This is a genomic window from Bradyrhizobium pachyrhizi, assembly GCF_029714545.1.
Taxonomy (GTDB): Bacteria; Pseudomonadota; Alphaproteobacteria; order Rhizobiales; family Xanthobacteraceae; genus Bradyrhizobium; species Bradyrhizobium pachyrhizi.
Genome location: NZ_CP121667.1, coordinates 5,933,376 through 5,954,294 on the forward strand (window position 1 = coordinate 5,933,376; position 20,919 = coordinate 5,954,294).

Here is a 20,919-nt window from a genome sequence, read left to right on the forward strand (position 1 = left end):
CCGTCCTTCAGACCGGTCATGCCTGGCCATGACGATGCGGGACGGCGGACGCCAAATGCGAGGGCCACGCTTATGTCATTGCCAAAACTTGATTTTTCCAATCATCTCACGATTTTGACACTGTAAAGATTTTACTTGACGGCTCGGCCGCTCGCCTATAGTTTATCTTTACACTGTAAAGATAAGCCGATGAGGCTCACCATGACGATCTTCCTGATCCTCGCTCCCTACGGCGCCTTCGCCATGCTGATGCTGGTGACCTCGGCCACGGTGAGCCTGCTCTGTGCCGCCCTGATCTGCCTCGCCGTCATCGCGTTCGATATCGCGCGCGGCCGCAGCATCAAGATCCTCGGCGTCGGTTCGGTCGTCATATTTGCCGCGATCGGCTCCTACCTGATCTTCGTCGATGCGACGCCGAGCAACACCGCGGTGAAGATCGCGGTCGATGCCGGCATTCTGCTGGTGTCGCTCGGCTCGATCATGATCGGCCACCCCTTCACGCGGCAATATGCGCTGGAGCAGGTCGATGCCGAGACCGCGAAGCTGCCCGGCTTCCTCCATGCCAACTACCTGATCACCGGCGCCTGGACCGTCGCGATGCTGCTCATGCTGATCGGCAACATTGCGGTGCTTTACGTGCCGGCGCTGCCGCTGTGGACGGGCCTCTTGATCGCCTTCGCCGCACGCAATGCCGCGGTCGGCTTTACCCACTGGTATCCGCACCATCGCGCGGCCAAGGACGCGACGCCGCCGGCCGGCGCGCTGCCCTCACGCTAGACGCTGCCATCATCACAACCATCATCCCGAGGAAACGGAAACCACGACGATGAAGAGCGTATTTGCCAGGCTTGCGAGCGACTTCCTCTCCACCATCGTCTTCCTGGTGGTCTATTTCGCCACCGACAATGTCCTGATCGCCACTGGCGTTGCGATCGCGGGCGCGATTGCGCAAGTGGTCTATGCGCGGGTCAAGGGACAGTCGCTCGGCTACATGACCTGGGCGAGCCTTGGGCTGGTGATCGTGCTCGGCGGCGCGACGCTTTTCACCAACGATCCGCGCTTCGTGCTGGCGAAGCCGGCAATCGGCCACATCGCGATCGGCGCGATCATGCTCAAGCGCGGCTGGATGCTGCGCTATCTGCCGCCGATCGTGACCGAGACGATTCCGGAATACGCCACCCTCGCCGGCTACGCCTGGGCCGGGCTGATGTTCATCCTCGCCGCCGGCACCATTGCGATCGCGGCGACCGGCGACATGAAGCTGTGGGCGTTCTACGTGTCGGTGGTGCTGGTCGGCGCCAAGATCGCCGCCTTCGCGATCCAGTATGTCGCCTTCCGCGTCCTGGTCGGAAGCCGGCTGCGCGCCGCCGCCCGCGCCTGATCGCCGCAGCCGCGAACTAGGCGCGCGCAGCAAGATGGGCTATACCCGCGCACGCGTTTTCTTCGCGCGAAACGGTAGCCATTTCGCTTGAAAGCGCCTTACCTGGAGGGGAGATATCAATGGCGGTGGACGGAAACTGGAATCTCACGATGACGACGCCGATGGGCGAGCGCAAGGCGACGCTGTCACTGGCAAGCTCGGGCGGCACGCTCACCGGCACCCAGGGCGCCGAGGGCAACTCCACCGAAATCTTCGACGGCACCGTGAACGGCGACGACGTCGCCTGGAAGGTTTCCATCACCAATCCGATGCCGCTGACGCTCGAATTCACCGGCAAGGTCTCCGGCGACGGCATCTCCGGCGAGATGGGCATCGGCCCGATGGGCAGCTTCCCCTTCACCGGCACGCGAGCGTAACCGCAGCACGCGCACCACGCATGCGCATCCTGGCATCCGTTGCCGTCATGGCGTTATCAGCCACGACGGCTTCCGCACAGCAGGCAAGCGAAGCCGAACCGGCGTGGCGCGCGAGCGCGGTCGCGCTGGTGCCGGCCGGATATGTTGCGGGCACCTCTTCCAGCACGGATGCCGCCGGCACCACCGGCTACCTTGCGGTCTATGCCGCGGGCGCGGACGACCCGAAGACGCCGGCAAGCGTCTTCGCGCCGCGTCAGATGATGGTCGTGACGCTAAGCAAGGATGGCACGCGCGCGCTGTCGGCCGAACTGAAGCCGCGCGGTCCGAGCGACATCGCTGCCGGAAACGCCGACGGTGCGGACAATGATTTTGCCGCGCGCCAGGCCGAGCTTGACGCGAACCGAAACACACTGCCCGCTGGCACCGAGCCGTGCGACCTCGGCGCCTGGTCGGAGGACAAGGACCTCGCGGGCCTCAACGTGCGCGCGGAGCCGTCGGTGAAGGCACGCGTGCTCGGCAAGCTGCCGCCACCCTACCATCTCAAGATGGGCGGGGCCGAGAACACGCCGGAGAGCGGCTGGCTCACCGAGTTTCGTATCATCGGCTTCAAGGACGGCTGGTTTCTGATCGAGGGCGCGATGCCGCCGGGCAAAGCCTACGAGGATGACAAGCGCTATCCGCGCAACGCGCCAAAGCCTTATGCCGGGCGCGGATGGGTTGCCGCCAACAAGGTCGGCGCGAGCTACGCCAACGGCTACACCCGCATGGGCGGGCTGTTCCAGGCGCCCTTCGTCGATGCCAAGTGGACGCCGGCGCTGCGCAAGCTCGGCGGTGAGTTCGATACCGACGATGGTCCGAAACGCATCCTCGCCTGCAGCGGGCACTGGGCGCTGGTGGAGAGCCATGACGGCGTGCGCGGCTGGTGGCGCAGCCTGTGCTCCAACCAGGTGACGAACTGCAGTTAGAACCAGATCTGCATCGGCAGATCGTGCGCGTCTCGCGGCGGCGCTTCGGGAACGCTTCCGCATGGTTCGCGCGCAGCCAGCGCCACTGCACAGGCATCCAGCACATCGTCGCGCTTCGCGCCGGTGCCGATGCGCACCTCGGTGAGCCAGCGATCGATCTCGCGGAAGCCTGATCGCCTCAGCAGCCTGCAGCGCAGCGCATCGCCCTCCTCCGACTTCTTGCGCGGCAAAGGCTCGCCGCCGTTCAGCTGCAAGAACACCAGTTCGGGATGCACCTCGCGGATATCGCGCGCGGCGTTCGCGCGCACGAACGCGTCGACCTCCATGATCTTCTTGCCGAGATGCCAGAGCTGGCGCGACACGCGGGTCTGGCCGCGGCGCAGTGCTTCCGCATTCGCGAGATCGGGATCGTCAAACTGCTGCCACAGCCAGCGCCGCGCGCCGGTGAAGACGCGCGAGGTGTGCGGGCGCAATCTCACGCGCGCGAGAAGGTCGCAATCGCGCTCGCCGTCATCGGTCAGACCGATCGGGATATCGATCCCGGCGCGATCGAACGGACGCGAAAGCGCGTCCGCAATGTCGGTGTGAAAGGAAATCGTACGCCGGTCGCCGTCGATGGTAACTGCGACCCAGCCTTTGGAAAATCCGTCGAGGCCGACCGCAATCAACCCCGATCCTCAACCGAGATTCAATTCCTTGAAGAAGTCGTTGCCCTTGTCGTCGATGATGATGAAGGCCGGGAAATCGACCACCTCGATGCGCCAGATCGCTTCCATGCCGAGCTCGGGATACTCGACCACCTCGACCTTCTTGATGCAGTGCTCGGCGAGGTTCGCCGCGGCGCCGCCGATCGAGCCGAGATAGAAGCCGCCATGCTTCTTGCAGGCCTCGCGCACCGCGACCGCGCGGTTGCCCTTGGCGACCATCACCATCGATCCGCCCGCGGCCTGGAACTGGTCGACGAAGGAATCCATGCGTCCCGCCGTGGTCGGGCCGAACGCACCGGAGGCGTAGCCATCGGGCGTCTTGGCCGGACCCGCGTAGTAGACCGGATGGTTCTTGAAATAGTCGGGGAGCGGCTCGCCCTTCTCCAGCCGCTCGCGCAGCTTGGCATGCGCGGAGTCGCGTGCGACGATCATGGTGCCGGTCATCGAGACGCGGGTCTTGATCGGATATTGCGACAGCGTCGCGAGGATCTCGTTCATCGGCTTGTTGAGGTCGATCTTGACGACCTCGCCGCCAAGCGACTGCTCCACCGCGGGCAGATACTGCGCCGGATTGTGCTCGAGCTCCTCGAGATAGACGCCATCCCTGGTGATCTTGCCGAGCACCTGGCGGTCCGCCGAGCATGACACGCCGAGCCCGATCGGCAGCGAGGCGCCGTGGCGCGGCATCCGGATCACGCGCACGTCGTGGCAGAAATATTTGCCGCCGAACTGCGCGCCCACCCCCAGGCTTTGCGTCATCTTGAGGATCTCCTGCTCCATCTCGAGGTCGCGGAACGCATTGCCGTCGGCCGAGCCGTGGGGCGGCAGCGCGTCGAGATAGCGCGCGGAGGCAAGCTTCACGGTCTTCATGCAGAGCTCGGCCGAGGTGCCCCCGATCACGATCGCAAGGTGATACGGGGGACACGCCGCGGTGCCCAGCGTCAGCACCTTCTCCTTCAGGAAGGCGAGCAGGCGATCCCTGGTCAGCACCGAGGGCGTCGCCTGGAACAGGAAGCTCTTGTTGGCCGAACCGCCGCCCTTGGCCATGAACATGAACTTGTAGGCGTCGTCGCCCTCGGCGTAGATCTCGCACTGCGCCGGCATGTTGTTGGCGGTGTTCTTTTCCTCATACATCGACAAGGGAGCTACCTGGGAATATCGCAGATTGCGGCGCAGATAGGCATCGCGCGCGCCCTCGGACAGTGCGGCCTCGTCGTCGCCGTCGGTGATGACATTGCATCCCTTCTTGCCCATGATGATCGCGGTGCCGGTGTCCTGGCACATCGGCAGCACGCCGCCGGCCGCGATGTTGGCATTCTTCAGGAAGTCGAAGGCGACGAACTTGTCGTTGTCGCTGGCTTCCTTGTCCTCGAGGATCGAACGGAGCTGCTTCAGGTGGCCCGGCCGCAGATAGTGGTTGATGTCGCCGAAGGCGGCCTCGGAGAGCGCGCGCAGCGCCTCCCGCGACACCACGAGCATGTCCTTGCCCAACACCTTCTCGACCCGGACGCCATCGCTCGTGACCTTCTTGTAGGGCGTGGTGTCGGCACCAAGCGGGAACAGAGGCGTGTGCTTGTAGGGCGGAACGGGCTTCTGCTGGTCGGGAAAGGCTGAGGGGGCGTTCATGAGCTGCTCGTCGGTTTCGAAAGGCCGGTGCCGGCCGCGGGGCCGCCGGCAATGTAGAGCCGTTCTAAGCCTTTTTCCGACAAAGGAAAGGGAAGCGGGCCGCCTTCCAGCCATGCGCGGGACTGGCAATCCACGTGCTATGTTTCATGCCATCGTAATCCCAGGTTGCCACAACGCCGGCAAGCCGCGGAACGGCCAGGGAAACCATCAGGAAGCCATCAGGAGACCTTCATGAAGACAGCGCTTTTCGTCTGGCTCGCGGCGCTGGCCATGTTGATCGCGATCCCGACCGGCGCCGATGCCGCCCGCCTCGGCAAGCCGTGCGGCGGCCTTGCTGGACTGCAATGCAGCGGTCGCGGCCAGTTCTGCCAGTTCAAGCCCGGGACCTGCGGCCGCTTCGACCAGACCGGCACCTGCGCGTTCCGCCCGACGATTTGCAACAAGATCTTCAAGCCGGTATGCGGCTGCGACGGCAAGACGTATGGCAACGATTGCGAACGCCGGGCCGCCGGGGCTTCCAAAGCGCCGGACGGCAGGTGCGCGTCCTGACGTCGCCGTATTGACGCGCTCCGCGGGAGCCTGCATGTAACTTCGCGTACTTTCATACCGCGGGGGGTATTTCGTGACAGCATCGTTGCGCCGACGCTTGCCTTTGAGCATCCGCTCCACTCTGCCGGCCGCGCTGATCGCGCTGGCGACGGTTTTCGTCGCAGCGCCTGCGCATGCCGATCCCTGCGTGGACATCGCCAAGCAGCTCGCCGGCCAGATCGACGGGCTGAAGGTCAATTTCAGCGCTGCCAACATCACCTACCTCACGCACCCGGCGGCGAAGGAATTGTCGCTCGGCTGCCGCGGCAAGGACTATTCGATCGAGCTCTACGCCAAGACCGATCGCAAGATGAAGTCGGAGTTCTTCAACCTGGTGGGCTCCGCCACGGCGCTGATCTTCACCGTGCCGAAGGACGACGCCGTCACCGGCACCTCGCGCTGCTTGAAGCGCATGGGCATCTTGCGCGGCAACACCATCACGATGCGCTATCGCCGCCTCAACCTCGAATGCACCCGCAACAAGACCGACGCCTCGATCACGGTTCGCCGCGGCAATAACGAGTGATCAGCCTTCGCCGGTGATGCGCGCGATGGCGTCGAGCACCCTGCCCCATCCCGGGCTCATCATGTCGAAGGCGAAGCGGTTGCCCGGCAGCACGAAGCCGTCATGCACCATCCGCAGATGGGTACCGCCTTCGACCGGCGTCAGCGTCCAGGTGACGATCGTGTCGAGCTTCGAGCCGTATTCCGGATTGGTATTAGCGCCGCCCTTCCAGGAGTAGCGCAACAGGCGCGGCGGATCGCAATCCAGCACCTCGCAATGCACGACACCGTCCCAGTCGCCCATCGGCTTGGTGTGGAAATTGAAGCGATGGCCAACGGCCGGCACGAAATCGTTCGGCATCAGCCACTTCGCGATCCGATCGCTCGTCGTCAGCGTCCGCCAGATCTTCCCGGCCGCGTAAGGCAGCACCTTCTCGACCGTGATCGCGTGCGTCTCACCCATCACTCACTCTCCTTCAACAGCCGTTCCAGATTTGCGAAGCGCTCGGCCCAGAACGTCTCGTAGTGGCCGAGCCAGTCGATCAGCGGACCGAGCCCCTTCGGCGCGATGCGATAATGGATGTGCCGGCCCTCGCGCCGCTCGGCGACCAGCCCGGCATCGCGCAGCGCGCGCAGATGTTGCGACACCGCCGGCTGCGACACCTTTGAACCCTGCACCAGGCCGGTCGCGGCGATCTCGCCTTCCCGCGCAATCCGCTCGAACACCGCCCGCCGCGTCGGGTCCGCGAGGGTCTTCAACACATCGGTCAGCTGCGTGGCGGCGGGCATGAAAATATATAAGCAATTGCTTATATGATTGTCAATACAGTCGCGACGCAGGAACGCCTCGCCTGCTCCGAAAGTTGATCGCTGCGGTCGCATGTTTGCCGGGAAAACGGTGCGATAATATCGACTGGAATCGCGCGGAGCCGCTCATGATCGCAAAGCTCCTTCTGCAGAATACCTTCTTCGTCATCGCCATGGCCGTGCTGCTGTTTGCCTGCGCCGGTACGCTGCACTGGCCCGGCGCATGGGCCTATCTGATCGCCTCGGCCGTGATCGGGCCGGCCTGCGGGCTGTGGCTCGCCAAGGTCGATCCCGGGCTGCTGGCCGAGCGCATGCGCCTCACCGCGCGCGAGGGCCAACCAACCGAGGACAAGCGGTTCATGCTGGTGTTCCTGGTCGTTGCGGTGCTGTGGTTCGTCGCGATTGGGCTCGACCGGCGCTTTGGCGGCGTCAATGACGGCGTGACGCTGATCGTGCTCGGCCTTGCGCTGTATCTGGTCTCGACCGTGGCGATCCTGTGGGTGTTCCGCACCAACTCGTTCGCCGCGCCGGTCGTGAAGGTGCAGACCGAGCGCGACCATCACGTCATCTCGACCGGTCCCTACGCGCTGGTCCGCCATCCGATGTATACGAGCGTGATGCTGTTCTTCATCGGCGTGCCGCTGACGCTCGGCTCCTGGTGGGGCCTCGCCTTCGTGCCGGTGTTCTTCGTGATGTTTGCGATCCGCACAGGGATCGAGGAGCGCACGCTGGCGACGGGATTGTCAGGCTACGCCGATTATGCGGCACGGGTGCGTTACCGCCTCGTGCCCGGGCTGTGGTGAGGGATCATCATGGCGGAGAGCAAGACCTACACCGGCGGTTGCCATTGCGGACAGGTCCGCTTCGAATGCACCACCGATATGGCCATGGTGACGGCCTGCAACTGCTCGATCTGCACCAAGAAGGGCCTGCACTTCGTGTTCATGCCGCCGTCGAGCTTCCAGCTTCGCGCCGGCGCCGAGAACATCAAGGAATATCTCTTCAACCGCCATGCGATCCGCCATCAACTCTGCGTCGATTGCGGCGTCGACGTGTTCGCGCGCGGCAAGAAGCCCGACGGCGCCGACATCGTGGCGCTGAATGTCAGCTGCATCGATGGCATCGACCTGTCGAAGATCGCGATGACGCCGGTGGATGGGCGGAGCCGGTGACGACAGTCATTCCGGGGCGGTCCGCAGGACCGAACCCGGAATCTCGAGATTCCCCGATGCGCAATTGCGCATCTGAGGTTCACGCTTCGCGCCCCGGAATGACGGTGCCTACAAATCCAGCGCCTTGTAGCGCCGGAAAATGCCCTCTTCGTTGAAGGGAATCCGCCGCTCGCTGGCCAGATACGCCTTGATGTTCGGCCGCTCGGCGACGCGACCGCGCAGCGCGATCAGCCGCGGGATCTTTTTCTCGAACGCCGCCATCCGCTTCGGAAACGCGTAGCGCAGGCCGTCCACGATCTGGAACAGCGACAGGTCGGCGTAGGTCAGCCGGCGGCCGGTGACGAACGCACCGCGGTTGGCTTGCACGAGGTCCTCGAAATAGCCGAGATATTTCGGCACCCGCGAATCCCAGAACTCCTCGGTGCGCTTCTTCGCCGGAGCCCTCTGGTCCTCGTAATAGAGCGATGGCCCGAGCGGATGATGGGTATCGTGGATCTCCACCACGAAGTCCGCGATCGTCAGCTGCAGCTGGTGCACCCAGAGCTTTCCGCCCTCCGCCTTCGGCGCCAGGCCGTGGCGCGCGCCGAGATAGAGCAGGACGTTGGCGGTCTGCCCGATCACGAGACTGCCGACCTTGAGAAACGGCGGCGCAAAGGGCGGCGTGCCCTTGTGTGCCTCCATCATCTTCGTCATGGCACCCATGCCGCCCCTCGCCCGCGCGACATCGGTGTAGCCGGCGCCCGCATCCTCGAGCGCGAGGCGGACATATTCGCCGCGGCCCTGGATCATTGGCCAGTAGTAAAGCTGATAGTGCATGCACTTACCTCCGAAAACTTCGCCGCATCGGTTCGCTTCACCTCGATCGTAGCCACGCCGCGGTCAGATCGTCCATCGCGCACCGCTGCCTGTGCGAACCGCACAGAGGCTGCTAAGGTTCCAACGTCGAATCTTCGATGAAGGATCATCTGATGGCGGACAGCAAGAAGAAGCGGGGCGCGGCGGATCGCGCTCTGATCGCGTTGAGCGAGTCCTACGAAGTTGCGTACTGGTCCAAGAAGTTCAAGGTCACGCCGGCGAAGCTGAAAGCCGCCGTCAAGAAGATCGGGCACTCCGCCAAGAAGGTGGAAGCCCATTTCAAGGAGCAGCGCCACAAGGCCGCCGACCGCGCGCGGATCGCGATCAGCGAGCCCTACGAGGTCCGCTACTGGTCGAAGAAGTTCAAGGTGACCCCTGCCCGGCTCAAGACCGCGGTCGCAGCCGTCGGACATTCCTCGAAGAAGGTCGAGGCCTATTTCGCGGCCAAGAAGAAAACAGCCAAGAAAAAGAAGGCTGCCAAGAAGACCGCAAAGAAGACCGTCAAGCGCAGGAAGAGCTGAGCGCGATCGCACTATCCCGTCATGCGAGGAGCGGAGCGACGAAGCAATCCATCGCTCCGCACCCACGGCAGGATGGATTGCTTTGCTTCGCTGCGCTTGCAGCAGATGCGCTCCCTCAGTTCGCCGCGAAGCAGTACAGCAGGCCGTCGCCGCCGGTGCTCTTCAGGTCAGCCTGCGAGCAGCCGCCGTCGGGACCGCGCGAGGGATGCGACGTGTTCCAGGATTTTGACGGCTCGTCGTCGCGCAGGCCCTTGCGGTCGAAATGCCCGAGCATCGCGGCGCCTTGCGTGCTGCTTGTCCAGTTCTTGCAGGTGCGGTCCTCGCCGGCCGCAAACGCCGTACCGTCTGCTTGCGATCCCGTCAGCACGTCGTGGCGGTTCGGCGTGTCGCCGGCACCGTTGACGACCTCGCCCTTCTCGGACAGGGCGGTCTGCTTGGTGAGATTGTTGCCGGCGCTGTGCAGGTCGGCGACGTCCTTGGCGACCACGACGCCCTTTACATTCTTCCACGGTCCCTTGCCGATACGATCGCGCGCATTCTCCGCTGCCTTGCCGTCGGCCGCCTGGGTCGAGAGATAGGCGCGCCAGGTCTTCGGCGCACCGAAGCCGGCGGCCTGCGCCAGCGTCTGGCAATGATTGTCGGCGCCGGCGAGCCCGCCGAGATTGCCGCCGTTGCCGATGCCGTTGCTGGTCAGGAAGAAGCTGGTGTCGGCGGTCTGCGCCGCCGCCGGCGGCGCCGCCACGACGACGAATGCAAGACAGGCCGGAACCGCAATATGCGCAACGATCTTCATCTCAATCCTCCCGATGGTTGTTATGGTCCGCTGAGATCAACCCGCAGGCCCTCCGGATATTCCGGCGCCGCGACATGTGAATGAAGGCACAAAGCAAAGGCGCCGCGGACCAGGCCGCGGCGCCTTGTATCTGTCGTCTCCGGCAACCGATCAGCTGGTCTGCTGGATCGCCGAAAGCTCCCAATTGCCGCCGCGCTGGCGCACGAAGGTCCAGACCTCCGTGACCTCCTCCGGCTGCGTGCTGCCGCCGACCTGTCGGCCGGTGCCGCGCTCGAGCACGGTGTCGACCAGCGAGTAGCGCATCGCGACCGTCGCATACTCGCTGTCGCCTTCGCGCCAGGCTTCCGCCAGATCGCCCTGCAGCAGCTTCACATTGGTCACCTTGTTGGTGACGTTGCGCGCCTTGTTCTCCTCGAGATCCTTCGAGAAGTACGACACCATCTCCGGCGTCGCGAGCGTATGCAGCTTCGCGATGTCCTCGTTCGACCACGCGGTCTGGATGTCGCCGAGCAGCCGTTCGAACGTCTCATAGTCGCCCGGCGCGATCTCGACCGGCGCATTCGATCCGCCGCCGAGGCCGAAGCCGAAGCCCGAGCGGGCGTTCGCCTGCGGACCGGGGCCGACGTCGGGGCCACCCGCATAGGCGGCCGCCGGCGTGTTGCGGCGCTGCCACCACGACATCGCAAGGCGAACCACGAGCACGATCAGACCGATCTGCAGCAAGAGGCCGAGCATCGACGACAGGCCGCCGAGACCCGAGAACAGCCCGCCGCCGAACAGCATGCCGAACAGGCCGGCGCCAAGGAAGCCCGCGGCCAGGCCGCCGAGCAGGCCGCGGCCCATTCCGCCGCGACCGAACAGGCCGCCGGAATTCGCCGCCGCCGGCGAGCCCATGTTCGGGCTACCAGGCTGGCTGAAGGTGCGGTTCATTGGCGCAACCGAGCCCGGCGCCGTGTTGGTCGAGGGCGGCGCGGAGAATGTCCGCGAGCCGCGCGAGCCGCCGCCGCCAACGCGGGCGTCGGCCGCCGAAACGGTCATCATCACGGGCAGCGCCAGCGCCATCGCGACGGCGATCGCCCGAACAATTCCACGCGTGCGTTGCGAGAAATTCATGTTGGTTTCCTCAAAGGATTCCCCGGCATGGGGAAACGCCCCTAAGATGGGCAGGGCCGGTTAAAAGTGAAGCGGGAAACGGGAACCACGGCTGCGGCCCTCGGTCGCGGAGATGTGACACTATGGTCCTTGTGGATGCGACGCCGCGTCCTACCCCGAGATGCCGTCGAGATTCAACCGGAACAGCACCCGCCCGCCACCTCCCTGGAACAGGTGAATCCGCAACCCGCTTCGCCGCGCGGCTAATTCGCCGTCATGGTTTCCTTCACCGCGGCGACCAGCTGCGTCAGCGTGAAGGGCTTCGGCAGGAACGCGAACTGCTGGTTCTCCGGCAAGCTCTTCTCGAACGCGTCCTCGGCATAGCCTGAGACGAAGATGATCTTCAGCTCCGCGTTGCGGCTGCGCATTTCCTTCAGCAGCGTCGGGCCGTCCATCTCCGGCATCACGACGTCGGAGACGACGAGATCGACGGCGCCGTTCTTCTCTTCGAACGCCTCCAGCGCCTCGACGCCGTTCGCCGCCTCGATCACGCTGTAGCCGCGCGAACGCAGGCCGCGCGCATTGAGCGAGCGCAGGCCGTCCTCGTCCTCCACCAGCAGGATGGTGCCCTGCCCGGTCAGATCCGGCTTCGGCTTGGCGGCCTCCGTGGCGGCGGCGGTTTCCTTGGCCGCACCGTTGCCGACCTGGGCCTCCGGTGCGACCTCCTGCTCCTGGCGATGCCGCGGCAGGTAGATCCGGAACGTGGTGCCGCCGCCCGGCACGGAATCGACATAGACGAAGCCGCCGGTCTGCTTGACGATGCCGTAGACCGTGGAGAGGCCGAGGCCGGTCCCCTTGCCGACTTCCTTGGTCGAGAAGAACGGCTCGAAGATCTTGTCGATGATCTCGGCCGGAATGCCGGTGCCGGTGTCGGCGATCTCGATCTTCACATAGTCCGCCGCCGGCATGCCCTTGTTGGCGAGCTGGGCGGCCTCCTCGGTCGGCACGTTGGCGGTGCGGATGATCAGCTTGCCGCCATCGGGCATCGCGTCGCGCGCGTTGACCGCGAGATTGACCACCACCTGCTCGAACTGCGAGACGTCGACCTTCACCGGCCACAGGTCGCGGCCATGCACGAGGTCGAGCTTGACCTTCTCGCCGATCAGCCGGCGCAGCAGCATGGTGAGGTCGCTCAATGCATCGCCGAGATCGAGCACCTGCGGCCGCAGCGTCTGGCGGCGCGAGAATGCAAGCAGCTGCCGCACCAGCGTCGCGGCGCGGGTGGCGTTCTGCTTGATCTGCATGATGTCCTGGAACGACGGGTCAGTCGGCTTGTGCGCGTTCAGCAGGAAGTCGTTGGCCATCATGATGGCCGACAGCACGTTGTTGAAGTCGTGCGCGATGCCGCCGGCGAGCTGGCCGACCATCTCCATCTTCTGCGACTGGTTGATCTGGTTTTCCAGCGCGCGCCGCTCGGTGGTCTCGAGCATGTAGACGATCGCGGTCTCGGCGTCGCGCTCGTCCTTTTCGACGGTGGTAACGAAGAACTGGGCAAAGCGCTCCTTGGGCCCGTCGAGCATGACCTCGACCGGCGCGATGTCGCCCTGGCCCTCGGCCGCCTGGTTGATCGCGGCGATCAGCAGGCCGCGGTCGCGCGGATTGACCGCGCGGAAGATCGACTTGGCGGCGCCGCCGTCGCCGTTCAGGCCCTGCGCCAGCTTGGCATAGCGCGCATTGGCGCCGACCACATTGCCGCCGCGATCGACGGTCGCGATCGCCATCGGCGTATGGTCGAAGAAGCGCATGAAGCGCACCTCGGCGGCGCGCTCCGGATCGGAATGCTCGTCGCGGGCGCGGCTGATCACCAGAGTGCGCGAGGCGCCCGCCGCGCCGTCGGCGCCGAAGGCAAGCTTGTGATAGAGCCGCACCGGCACGGTCTTGCCGCCCCGCATCCGCAGGTCGATGTCGAACACCTCGGTCTTGACCTCGCCCGGCACCGCCGCAATCGAGGTCAACAGCGCCGCACCGTCGCCCGAGACGATGTCGGTCAGTTTCAGGCCGCCCGAGCCGATCTCGGCCAGATCGTAGTCGAGCCAGTTGGCCAGCGTGGCGTTGACATAGGCGATCTCGCCGGCCGGATTGACCGAGAAGAAGCCGCACGGCGCGTGATCGAGATATTCGATCGCGTGCCGCAGCTCCTGGAACACGTCTTCCTGGCGCTCGCGGTCGCGGGTGACGTCGGCGATCGACCAAACCGCGTATTTCGCATCGCGCTTGCCCTCGCCGAGCGGGCGTACGCGCAGGCGCAGCCAGCGGCCCTGCCCGGCCTCGTGGCCGGCGACGCGGACCTCCTCCTGCTGCCGCTTGCCCTCGCGGGCAGCCTTCAAGAGGCGGAACACGGCCTCGGAGACGTCGGGGTTGCCGATGAAGACGCGCTCGACCGGACGGACGTCCTGCGGCCCGGCCGCGCCGGTCAGCGTGAGATAGGCGGCGTTGGAATAGACCACGTGGCCGCGGGAGTCAGTGACGACGAGCCCTTCCTGGGCCTGGTCGGCGATCCGCGCCATCACCGGATCATCGGTGGCACGGTCGGAGAAGCGGATGATGCCGGCGGCAAGGGCGAACAGGTTGAACAGCCCGACGGTGGCGAGCAGCGCCAGCACGCCGAGGATATAGGGCTGCGCCTCGGTGCGGCCGATGGTCATCAGCCAGACCGCCACCGCGACGATGCCGGCGGCGATCAGGACCACCAGCAGGATGCTGCCATTCCGCCGCGCTGGCCCGTGGGCCAAGAACGGCTCGGTCACGGAAGGATCGTTGCTATCGGCGGTCATCTGGAGAGACATGGCTCGTCTGCATCACGAAGGCGACCGGCCGGCCACCTCGCCCCTGAGTGCCTGAATCGGACCCGAAAACGCAAGTCCATCAGGCGTCAATTTCGCAAGTTACGCGCATTTCAAGCGGGTTTTCCGCCCCTTACTGCCGCAGGCCGGACAGGCCGCGCCTCAGCCGCATCACGTAGCCGATGATTTCGGCAACCGCGTGATAGTGCTCGACCGGGATCTCCCGGTCGAGCTCGACCGTCGCATAGAGCGCCCGGGCCAGCGGCACGTTCTCCACGATCGGAATGTCGTGCTCCTTGGCGATCTCCCGGATCTTGAAGGCAAGATTGTCGACGCCCTTGGCGACGCAGATCGGCGCCGACATGCTGCGGTCGTAGGCCAGCGCCACCGAGTAGTGGGTCGGGTTGGTGATGATCACCGAGGCCTTCGGAACCTGGGCCATCATGCGCTTCTTGGCGCGCTGGACCCGCAATTGCTTGATCCTGCCCTTGACGTGCGGGTCGCCTTCCGACTGCTTGAACTCCTCCTTCATCTCCTGCAGCGACATCTTGTGACGCTCGTACCAGGTCCGGTACTGGAAGAAGTAATCGGCGATCGCGACCGCAGCGAGGATGGCCACCACCGCCGCCAGCAGGTGCACCGTCATGCCGGTGATGGCGGGCAGCAGCTCGGCCGGATCGACCCGCAGGAAGGATTCCATCCGCATCCGGTCGGGCCACAGCACCGCGACCATCACGGCGCCGAGCGCGATCAGCTTGAACAGGCCCTTCAGGAAATTCGCCACCGCCTGCTTGCCGAACAACCGCTTGAAGCCGGCGGCCGGCGAGATCTTGGAGAATTTCGGCTTCAGCTGCTCGCCCGACCACACCAGCTGGTGCTGCACCATGTTGCCCGCGATCGCGGCCAGCGCCAGCATCAGGAACGGCACGCCGATCGCGGCAACCACCGCGTAACCGAGCGACTGGGTCAGCGCCAGCAGGCCGGCGCCGTCGGTGCGGATCATCCATGAATTGGCGATCAGGTTGCGCAGCGGCATCAAGATGCCGCTGCCGATCGAGCCCGAAAAGGTCGACAGCACCAAGGTGCCGCCGGCGATCACGAACCAGGTGTTGACCTCCTGGCTCTTGACGACGTCACCTTTCTCGAGGGCTTCATCGAGACGTTTTTGCGTAGGGTCTTCTGTTTTGTCTTCGGTATCGTCCGCCACTTCTTCTCCTCCTAATTCATCGGAGCGAGCTGGCGCATGACGCCGAGGAAATAGTCGAGATAGGTGTTCATCATCGCGGCGAGCACGACGCCGAAGATCAGGAATCCGACCATGATCGAGAGCGGCACGCCGACGAAATAGACCTGCATCTGCGGCATCAGCCGCGCCAGCACGCCAAGCCCGATGTTGAAGACGAGGCCGAACACCAGGAACGGCGCGGACAGCTGCAGGCCGATCTTGAAGGCAGCGGAGAAGGCCGACGTCGCAAGCGCGGCGACATCGCCGGTCGGCATGATCTCGCCCGGCGAGAAGATGCGGTAGCTCTCGCTCAGCGCCGCAATGACGAGATAGTGGCTGTCGGTCGCAAACAGCAGCGTGAGGCCGAGGATGGTGAGGAAGTTGCCGATGATCTGGCCCTGCTGCCCCTGGGTCGGATCGACAGCGGTGACGAAGCCGAGGCCGAGCTGCTGCGCGATCACGGAACCCGCGACGTTGAGCGCCGACAGCGTCACCCGCGCGGTCGCGCCGAGCACGATGCCGATGATGAGCTCATGCACCATCAGGACGCCGAGCGAGGAGATCGACGTCAGATCGACATGATAGGCGTTGCGATGCAGGGGAAGGATGATCAGCGTCAGCAATAGCGCGATCGACAGCTTGACCCGCGCCGGGATGTTGCTCTCGCCGAAACCGGGCAGCAGCATCACCATCGCGCCCACACGCGCGAAGACCAGCACGAAGATCGCGGCCAGCGCCGGCAGCAGGGAGACATCGATGCGCATGACCGCGGCATTAGTGCATCAACCGCCGATGATTCGCGATGAAATCCGCATCATGTGGCTGGAGAGCGAGTCCGCCATGAACGGCAGCGCCAGCAGCAATGTGACGAAGATCGCGAGGATCTTCGGCACGAAGATCAGGGTCTGTTCCTGGATCTGCGTCAGCGCCTGGAATAGCGACACCACGACGCCGACCACGAGGCCGACCACCATAAGGGGCGACGACACCACCACGATGGTCCAGATCGCATCGCGCGCCACGTCGAGGGTTTCGGGGCCGGTCATTGTTGAGTTCTCGCTGTCAGTTGTTTGCACCGTCGTTCCCGGGGCGATGCAAAGCATCGAACCCGGAACCTCGAGATCCCGACTCGATGCTGCGCATCGCCCCGGGATGGCGTCGCAGGGGACGTCAGATCGGCATCTTCATGATGTCTTCATAGGCCTGGATCACGCGGTCGCGCACCGAGACCAGAGTCGACACCGCAACGTCGGTGTCGGCGACCGCCGTCACCACGTCCATCACGTTCGCCTTGCCCGAGGCCATCGCCATGGTCTGCGCGTCGGACTTCTTGCCCGCCTCCAGGACGCTGCCGACGGAGTCCTTCAGCAGCGCGCTGAAGGATGGGCCGGCGACGGCCTGCCCGGCCTTCTCGGCGCCGCCGCGCTCCATCATCTTGGCGAGGTTGGCGTAGGCGTTGGCGGCGACTGTCGGTGAAGCCATGATTTACGTTCCCTGTTCTTGTTGCGTCAGGACTTGAGGATGTCGAGCGTGCGCTGGATCATCCGCCGCGTCGCGCTGATGATGTTGAGGTTGGCCTCGTAGGAGCGCTGGGCGTCGCGCATGTCGGTCATTTCGACCATCGCATTGACGTTCGGATATTTGACGTTGCCCGAGGCGTCCGCCGCCGGATTGCCCGGCTCGTGCTTGACACGGAACGAAGACTGGTCGGGGCGGATCCGGCCCAGCGCCACGACCTGGGCGTCGAGCGTGCGATCGAGCGTGGATGAGAAGGTCGGCACCTTCCGACGGTAAGGATCGCCGCCCGCGGTCTGCGCCGTCGAATCGGCATTGGCGATATTTTCCGAGATCACCCGCATGCGTCCCGCCTGCGCGCGCAGGCCTGAGGTTGCGATGCTCATCGAGCGGGCGAAATCGCTTGTTCCATCTGCCATGGGATCCTCCTGCCGCCGTCAGGCGGGCTAACCCTTGCTCTAGCCCTTGCCGATCGCAGTCTTCAGCAGATGCAGGCTACGGCTGTAGAGCGAGGTGACGGCCGCATAGTCCATCTGGTTGGCCGACACTTTCAGCATCTGCTCCTCGAGATTGACCGCGTTGCCGGCCGGGCGGGTCTGGAACCCGCTCTTGCCGCGATCGTTGTCGAAGCTGTCGGGCGCCCCGGACGCCGCCATGTGGGTGGCGCTGGTCTGCATCATCGGCAGCGTCCCCACGCCGCCGCCGACCGTGGCGCCGGCCCGGTCGAACTTCGGCTCGACCAGGTCGCGCGGCCGGAAGTTCGGGGTGTCGGAATTGGAAATGTTCTCGGCGAGCACCCGCTGGCGCTCCTGGTGCCACTGCATCTTGGTGCGCAACGCCGACAGGATCGGGAGATCGTTCATGGCCATCGCCGCGGCTCCGTTAACCTCTGGGCTCTTCCGAGGTAGGCAGAATTTGCCCGGTGTATGGTTAACGGGTGGTTAAAATGCCGGACGGATCCGTGGAGAACGCCGCAACTGCAGCCTGCGAGCGCATTTTCGCCACGAATGCTGCGTTAACCAGCACAAACCAAGACAGTGTGGGGCACTGAGAAGTCGTTTTGGGACAAGCGATTCTTGGTTTATTAATAGAACAGTGGGCTGCAAGCCGCTGGGAATTAAGAAATAAGGCGAATCTCGGGCGCGATTCGCTGGGCAAACCGCACCTATCAATCCGCGCTCGTTGATGGCGAAAGCTGAGGAAGGCCAAGATGGCCGGGGACTCCAATATGCAGGTCATTACATTCGTCTTGGCATTCGTTGTCGTGCTGGCGCTGATCGGCGTGACCGCATGGCTCGTCCGCCGCTTCGCCGGAAACCGCCTCGGGGCCAACGCCAACCGCGGGCGCATGCCGCGCCTGGCGGTGATTGACGCTGCCGCCGTCGACGGACGGCGCCGCCTGGTGCTGGTCCGCCGCGACAACATCGAGCATCTCCTGATGATCGGCGGTCCCACCGATATCGTCGTCGAGCCGAATATCGTCCGCGCGATGCCCGCGCGCGATCAAATGTCGACCCGGCCCGCGGTCGCAGCCGATGCCGCGCCGCCGCGCGTGGCGCCGCTTCCGGATGCAGCCTGGAACGAGAGCGAAGCCGCCCGCTCCGACAATTTCGACCTTCCCGAGCCGGAGCTGCCGCCGCGTCAGACGCGGCCCTCCTTCGCCGACGAGTTGCGCCGGCCCCCGCCGCCGATCGCCGAGCGTCGCAGCGATCCGCTCGCGGGCTTCACGCCCGAACGCGGCGAGCCGCGGCCCGATCCGATGCCGCCACGTCTGCCGCCGCGCTCCGAGCCGGTCGTCCCGCGTCCGCCGCGCGCCGCCGAGCCGCCGAAGGCGCCGCCGCCGCTGCGCACAACCGAGCGCGCCGTGACGCCGCCGCCACCGCCTCCCCAGGCACCGCCGCCGGCTGCAACGCAGGGGCCTCCAGCTCCGCCGCCTCCATCGAACGCCGACGCCAATCTCGCCGAGATGGCGCAACGGCTCGAAGCGGCGCTGCGCCGCCCGACCGGCGCCGGCGAGACCGTCGCGCCGCCGGTTGCGCCCGAGGCGCCGCCGGCGCGCCCGCAGCGCAGCGAGCCGCCCGCCCCGCCCGCCGGCGGACAGAAGAGCGGGTTCGAAAATCTCGAGGACGAGATGGCCTCGCTGCTCGGCCGACCGAAGAATCCTTCGTGAGGCCAGGGGCAGTCCCGCGTAGAGTTTTTTTCATCGCTGTCCTGATCGCCGCCGGATCCCTCGCTGATCCGGCGATCGCGCAGGATATCAGCATCAATCTCGGCGGCGGCAATGGCGGCGTGACCGAGCGCGCGATCCAGCTGATTGCGCTGCTCACGGTGCTGTCGATCGCGCCGTCGATCCTGATCATGATGACGTCGTTCACGCGCATCGTGGTCGTGCTCTCGCTGCTGCGCACCGCACTCGGCACCGCCACCGCGCCGCCGAACTCGGTGATGATCGCGCTTGCGATGTTCCTCACCGCCTTCGTGATGGGGCCGGTACTGCAGAAATCCTATGACGACGGCATCAAGCCGCTGGTCGCCAACCAGATCGGCGTCGAGGACGCGTTGCAGCGCGCCTCGGTCCCCTTGCGCGGCTTCATGCAGAAGAACGTCCGCGAGAAGGATTTGAAGCTGTTCATGGACCTCTCCGGCGAGCCGCCGCCGGCGACGCCGGAGGAGATGTCGCTGCGCATCCTGGTGCCGGCCTTCATGATCTCCGAGCTGAAACGCGCCTTCGAGATCGGCTTCCTGCTGTTCCTGCCGTTCTTGATCATCGACCTCGTGGTCGCCTCGGTCCTGATGTCGATGGGCATGATGATGCTGCCGCCGGTGGTGGTCTCGCTGCCGTTCAAGCTGATCTTCTTCGTGCTGGTCGACGGCTGGGCCCTGGTCGCCGGCAGCCTGGTGCAGAGTTACGGGGGGTAGCGCCCTGCGAAACATTCATGGCCGGTCAGCTGGATCGGCCACACCGTTGCACTATCATGCGCGGCACCGCATCCAGGGAGCCGCGCCGTGCAGCAGCCATTCGACCGCGCCGCAGAAGATCTCGGCAACGCCATCCATCTCGAACATGTCAACGTGCAGGTGCCGGACCAGCGCCTCGCCACGCTGTTCTACGTCGCCGGCATCGGGCTAACCCGCGATCCCTATCTGATGGTCTCCGACAGCAACATGTGGGTGAATGTCGGCCGCAGCCAGTTTCATCTGCCGAGCGGCCGCCAGCAGGTGCTGCGCGGCCACACCGGCATCGTGATCGCCGGGCGGCAGGCCCTGCTGCAGCGGCTCGCCGCCGTCGCGCCCAAGCTCGAGGGCACCGCGTTCAGCTATCGCGAGCGCAATGATCACGTCGAGGCCATCTGCCCCTGGGGCAACCGGCTACGCTGCTTTGAACCGGACGCCGAACGGTTCGGTCGCATCGCGCTCGGCATGCCCTATGTCGAGTTCGAGGTGCCGCGCGGCACGGCCGAGGCGATCAGCAGGTTCTATCCTGAGATCATGGGCATCCCTGCCAGCATTCTGAACGGCGACGACGTCGTCGCGCGCGCAAAAGTCGGCAAGGATCAGTATCTGCATTTCCGTGAGAGCGACGCGGCGCAGGGCGAATTCGACGGCCATCACATCCAGATCTACATCACGGACTTCTCGGGCCCCTACCAGCGACTGCGCGAACGCAATCTGGTCTCCCGCGAGGACAACCAGTACCAGTACCGCTTCTGCGACATCGTCGATCCGGCCGACGGCCGGCATCTGTTCACCGTCGAGCACGAGGTGCGCAGCGCTACCCACCCGATGTATCTGCGGCCGCTGGTCAATCGCAACCCGGCGCAGACCAACCGCACCTTCGCCAACGGCTACGACCAGGCGCCTTGGGCGATGGGGCCGGACCAGTACGACGGCTGAGCGCGCGCTCTTCCG

The 20,919-nt window shown here is 65.3% G+C and carries 26 protein-coding genes; 12 read left to right on the top strand and 14 right to left on the bottom strand.

Translation table 11 applies throughout. The features are described 5' to 3' along the window. Positions 1-189 precede the first annotated feature (189 nt). The 4 genes from QA639_RS28215 (at position 190) to QA639_RS28230 (ending at position 2,762) form a co-directional block, all read left to right on the top strand. Positions 190-777 (top strand): hypothetical protein, encoded by a 588-nt coding sequence (locus tag QA639_RS28215; RefSeq protein WP_428841067.1) that lies wholly within the window; start codon positions 190-192, stop codon positions 775-777. Positions 778-826: 49 nt separating this feature from the next. After that, positions 827-1,381, top strand: coding sequence for an inner membrane-spanning protein YciB (locus QA639_RS28220; protein ID WP_028337137.1), 555 nt, complete (start codon positions 827-829; stop codon positions 1,379-1,381). 119 nt (positions 1,382-1,500) lie between these two features. Continuing rightward, positions 1,501-1,797: a hypothetical protein gene (locus QA639_RS28225; protein WP_028337138.1), complete on the top strand. Its 297-nt coding sequence runs from the start codon at positions 1,501-1,503 to the stop codon at positions 1,795-1,797. A gap of 20 nt (positions 1,798-1,817) precedes the next feature. Continuing rightward, positions 1,818-2,762, top strand: coding sequence for an SH3 domain-containing protein (locus QA639_RS28230; protein ID WP_283087757.1), 945 nt, complete (start codon positions 1,818-1,820; stop codon positions 2,760-2,762). Here QA639_RS28230 and QA639_RS28235 read toward each other — a convergent pair. Together QA639_RS28235 and QA639_RS28240 are read right to left on the bottom strand one after the other, a co-directional pair. Beyond that, positions 2,759-3,430: a DUF429 domain-containing protein gene (locus tag QA639_RS28235; protein WP_283087758.1), complete on the bottom strand. Its 672-nt coding sequence runs from the start codon at positions 3,428-3,430 to the stop codon at positions 2,759-2,761. The two genes, QA639_RS28230 and QA639_RS28235, sit on opposite strands and share 4 nt — an antisense overlap. A 9-nt stretch (positions 3,431-3,439) precedes the next feature. After that, a complete protein-coding gene (locus QA639_RS28240; protein ID WP_283087759.1) occupies positions 3,440-5,095 on the bottom strand; it encodes a fumarate hydratase in 1,656 nt (551 codons plus the stop codon). A gap of 231 nt (positions 5,096-5,326) precedes the next feature. Between QA639_RS28240 and QA639_RS28245 the strand changes: the two genes are divergently transcribed. Further along, positions 5,327-5,644 (top strand): Kazal-type serine protease inhibitor family protein, encoded by a 318-nt coding sequence (locus QA639_RS28245; protein WP_028337142.1) that lies wholly within the window; start codon positions 5,327-5,329, stop codon positions 5,642-5,644. Between the two features lie 103 nt (positions 5,645-5,747). Then, positions 5,748-6,209, top strand: coding sequence for a hypothetical protein (locus tag QA639_RS28250; protein ID WP_283070336.1), 462 nt, complete (start codon positions 5,748-5,750; stop codon positions 6,207-6,209). Here QA639_RS28250 and QA639_RS28255 read toward each other — a convergent pair whose 3' ends face one another. Then, a complete protein-coding gene (locus tag QA639_RS28255; RefSeq protein ID WP_283087760.1) occupies positions 6,210-6,650 on the bottom strand; it encodes an SRPBCC family protein in 441 nt (146 codons plus the stop codon). After that, on the bottom strand, positions 6,650-6,976 hold the full coding sequence (locus tag QA639_RS28260; protein ID WP_028339820.1) for an ArsR/SmtB family transcription factor: 327 nt from the start codon (positions 6,974-6,976) through the stop codon (positions 6,650-6,652). The genes QA639_RS28255 and QA639_RS28260 overlap by 1 nt, the downstream gene beginning before the upstream one ends. A gap of 146 nt (positions 6,977-7,122) precedes the next feature. Here QA639_RS28260 and QA639_RS28265 point away from each other — a divergent pair, with 146 nt between their 5' ends. Together QA639_RS28265 and QA639_RS28270 are read left to right on the top strand one after the other, a co-directional pair. After that, a complete protein-coding gene (locus tag QA639_RS28265) occupies positions 7,123-7,797 on the top strand; it encodes a methyltransferase family protein (RefSeq protein WP_283087761.1) in 675 nt (224 codons plus the stop codon). 9 nt (positions 7,798-7,806) lie between these two features. Continuing rightward, the gene (locus QA639_RS28270) at positions 7,807-8,166 is read left to right on the top strand and encodes a GFA family protein (RefSeq protein WP_157343168.1); all 360 of its coding nucleotides are present in this window, start codon (positions 7,807-7,809) and stop codon (positions 8,164-8,166) included. A gap of 108 nt (positions 8,167-8,274) precedes the next feature. Here QA639_RS28270 and QA639_RS28275 read toward each other — a convergent pair whose 3' ends face one another. Further along, a complete protein-coding gene (locus tag QA639_RS28275) occupies positions 8,275-8,982 on the bottom strand; it encodes a glutathione S-transferase (protein WP_283087762.1) in 708 nt (235 codons plus the stop codon). Between the two features lie 152 nt (positions 8,983-9,134). On the opposite strand from QA639_RS28275, the gene QA639_RS28280 reads away from it, so the two are divergent. Next, positions 9,135-9,542, top strand: a complete 408-nt coding sequence (locus QA639_RS28280; protein ID WP_157343164.1) for a DUF3606 domain-containing protein — start codon at positions 9,135-9,137, stop codon at positions 9,540-9,542. A 115-nt stretch (positions 9,543-9,657) separates the two neighbouring features. Here QA639_RS28280 and QA639_RS28285 read toward each other — a convergent pair whose 3' ends face one another. From QA639_RS28285 to flgB, 9 genes are all read right to left on the bottom strand, one after another. Next, positions 9,658-10,335, bottom strand: a complete 678-nt coding sequence (locus tag QA639_RS28285) for a lectin (RefSeq protein ID WP_076825625.1) — start codon at positions 10,333-10,335, stop codon at positions 9,658-9,660. Between the two features lie 150 nt (positions 10,336-10,485). After that, positions 10,486-11,448 carry a Tim44 domain-containing protein gene (locus QA639_RS28290; protein ID WP_157343162.1) on the bottom strand — a complete coding sequence of 321 codons (963 nt, stop codon included), beginning with the start codon at positions 11,446-11,448 and terminating at the stop codon, positions 10,486-10,488. A gap of 242 nt (positions 11,449-11,690) precedes the next feature. Then, complete coding sequence (gene cckA / locus QA639_RS28295) at positions 11,691-14,261, bottom strand: cell cycle histidine kinase CckA (RefSeq protein ID WP_283090636.1); 2,571 nt, start codon at positions 14,259-14,261, stop codon at positions 11,691-11,693. Between the two features lie 142 nt (positions 14,262-14,403). Continuing rightward, complete coding sequence (gene flhB, locus QA639_RS28300; RefSeq protein WP_028337152.1) at positions 14,404-15,477, bottom strand: flagellar biosynthesis protein FlhB; 1,074 nt, start codon at positions 15,475-15,477, stop codon at positions 14,404-14,406. 11 nt (positions 15,478-15,488) lie between these two features. Continuing rightward, positions 15,489-16,259: a flagellar biosynthetic protein FliR gene (fliR, locus tag QA639_RS28305; RefSeq protein WP_016844767.1), complete on the bottom strand. Its 771-nt coding sequence runs from the start codon at positions 16,257-16,259 to the stop codon at positions 15,489-15,491. An 18-nt stretch (positions 16,260-16,277) separates the two neighbouring features. Beyond that, on the bottom strand, positions 16,278-16,541 hold the full coding sequence (fliQ, locus tag QA639_RS28310; RefSeq protein ID WP_016844766.1) for a flagellar biosynthesis protein FliQ: 264 nt from the start codon (positions 16,539-16,541) through the stop codon (positions 16,278-16,280). A gap of 124 nt (positions 16,542-16,665) precedes the next feature. Further along, entirely contained in the window at positions 16,666-16,977 is a 312-nt protein-coding gene (fliE, locus tag QA639_RS28315; protein WP_016844765.1) for a flagellar hook-basal body complex protein FliE, read from the bottom strand. Between the two features lie 26 nt (positions 16,978-17,003). Next, a complete protein-coding gene (gene flgC, locus QA639_RS28320; protein WP_018272466.1) occupies positions 17,004-17,429 on the bottom strand; it encodes a flagellar basal body rod protein FlgC in 426 nt (141 codons plus the stop codon). Positions 17,430-17,468: 39 nt separating this feature from the next. Then, a complete protein-coding gene (gene flgB, locus QA639_RS28325) occupies positions 17,469-17,879 on the bottom strand; it encodes a flagellar basal body rod protein FlgB (RefSeq protein ID WP_028337153.1) in 411 nt (136 codons plus the stop codon). A 359-nt stretch (positions 17,880-18,238) separates the two neighbouring features. On the opposite strand from flgB, the gene QA639_RS28330 reads away from it, so the two are divergent. The 3 genes from QA639_RS28330 to QA639_RS28340 all read left to right on the top strand — a co-directional run bounded on the left by QA639_RS28330 (position 18,239) and on the right by QA639_RS28340 (position 20,904). Further along, positions 18,239-19,180: a flagellar biosynthetic protein FliO gene (locus QA639_RS28330; protein ID WP_028337154.1), complete on the top strand. Its 942-nt coding sequence runs from the start codon at positions 18,239-18,241 to the stop codon at positions 19,178-19,180. After that, entirely contained in the window at positions 19,177-19,929 is a 753-nt protein-coding gene (fliP, locus tag QA639_RS28335; protein WP_028337155.1) for a flagellar type III secretion system pore protein FliP, read from the top strand. The genes QA639_RS28330 and fliP overlap by 4 nt, the downstream gene beginning before the upstream one ends. A gap of 87 nt (positions 19,930-20,016) precedes the next feature. After that, the gene (locus QA639_RS28340) at positions 20,017-20,904 is read left to right on the top strand and encodes a hypothetical protein (protein ID WP_028337156.1); all 888 of its coding nucleotides are present in this window, start codon (positions 20,017-20,019) and stop codon (positions 20,902-20,904) included. Positions 20,905-20,919: the final 15 nt, after the last annotated feature.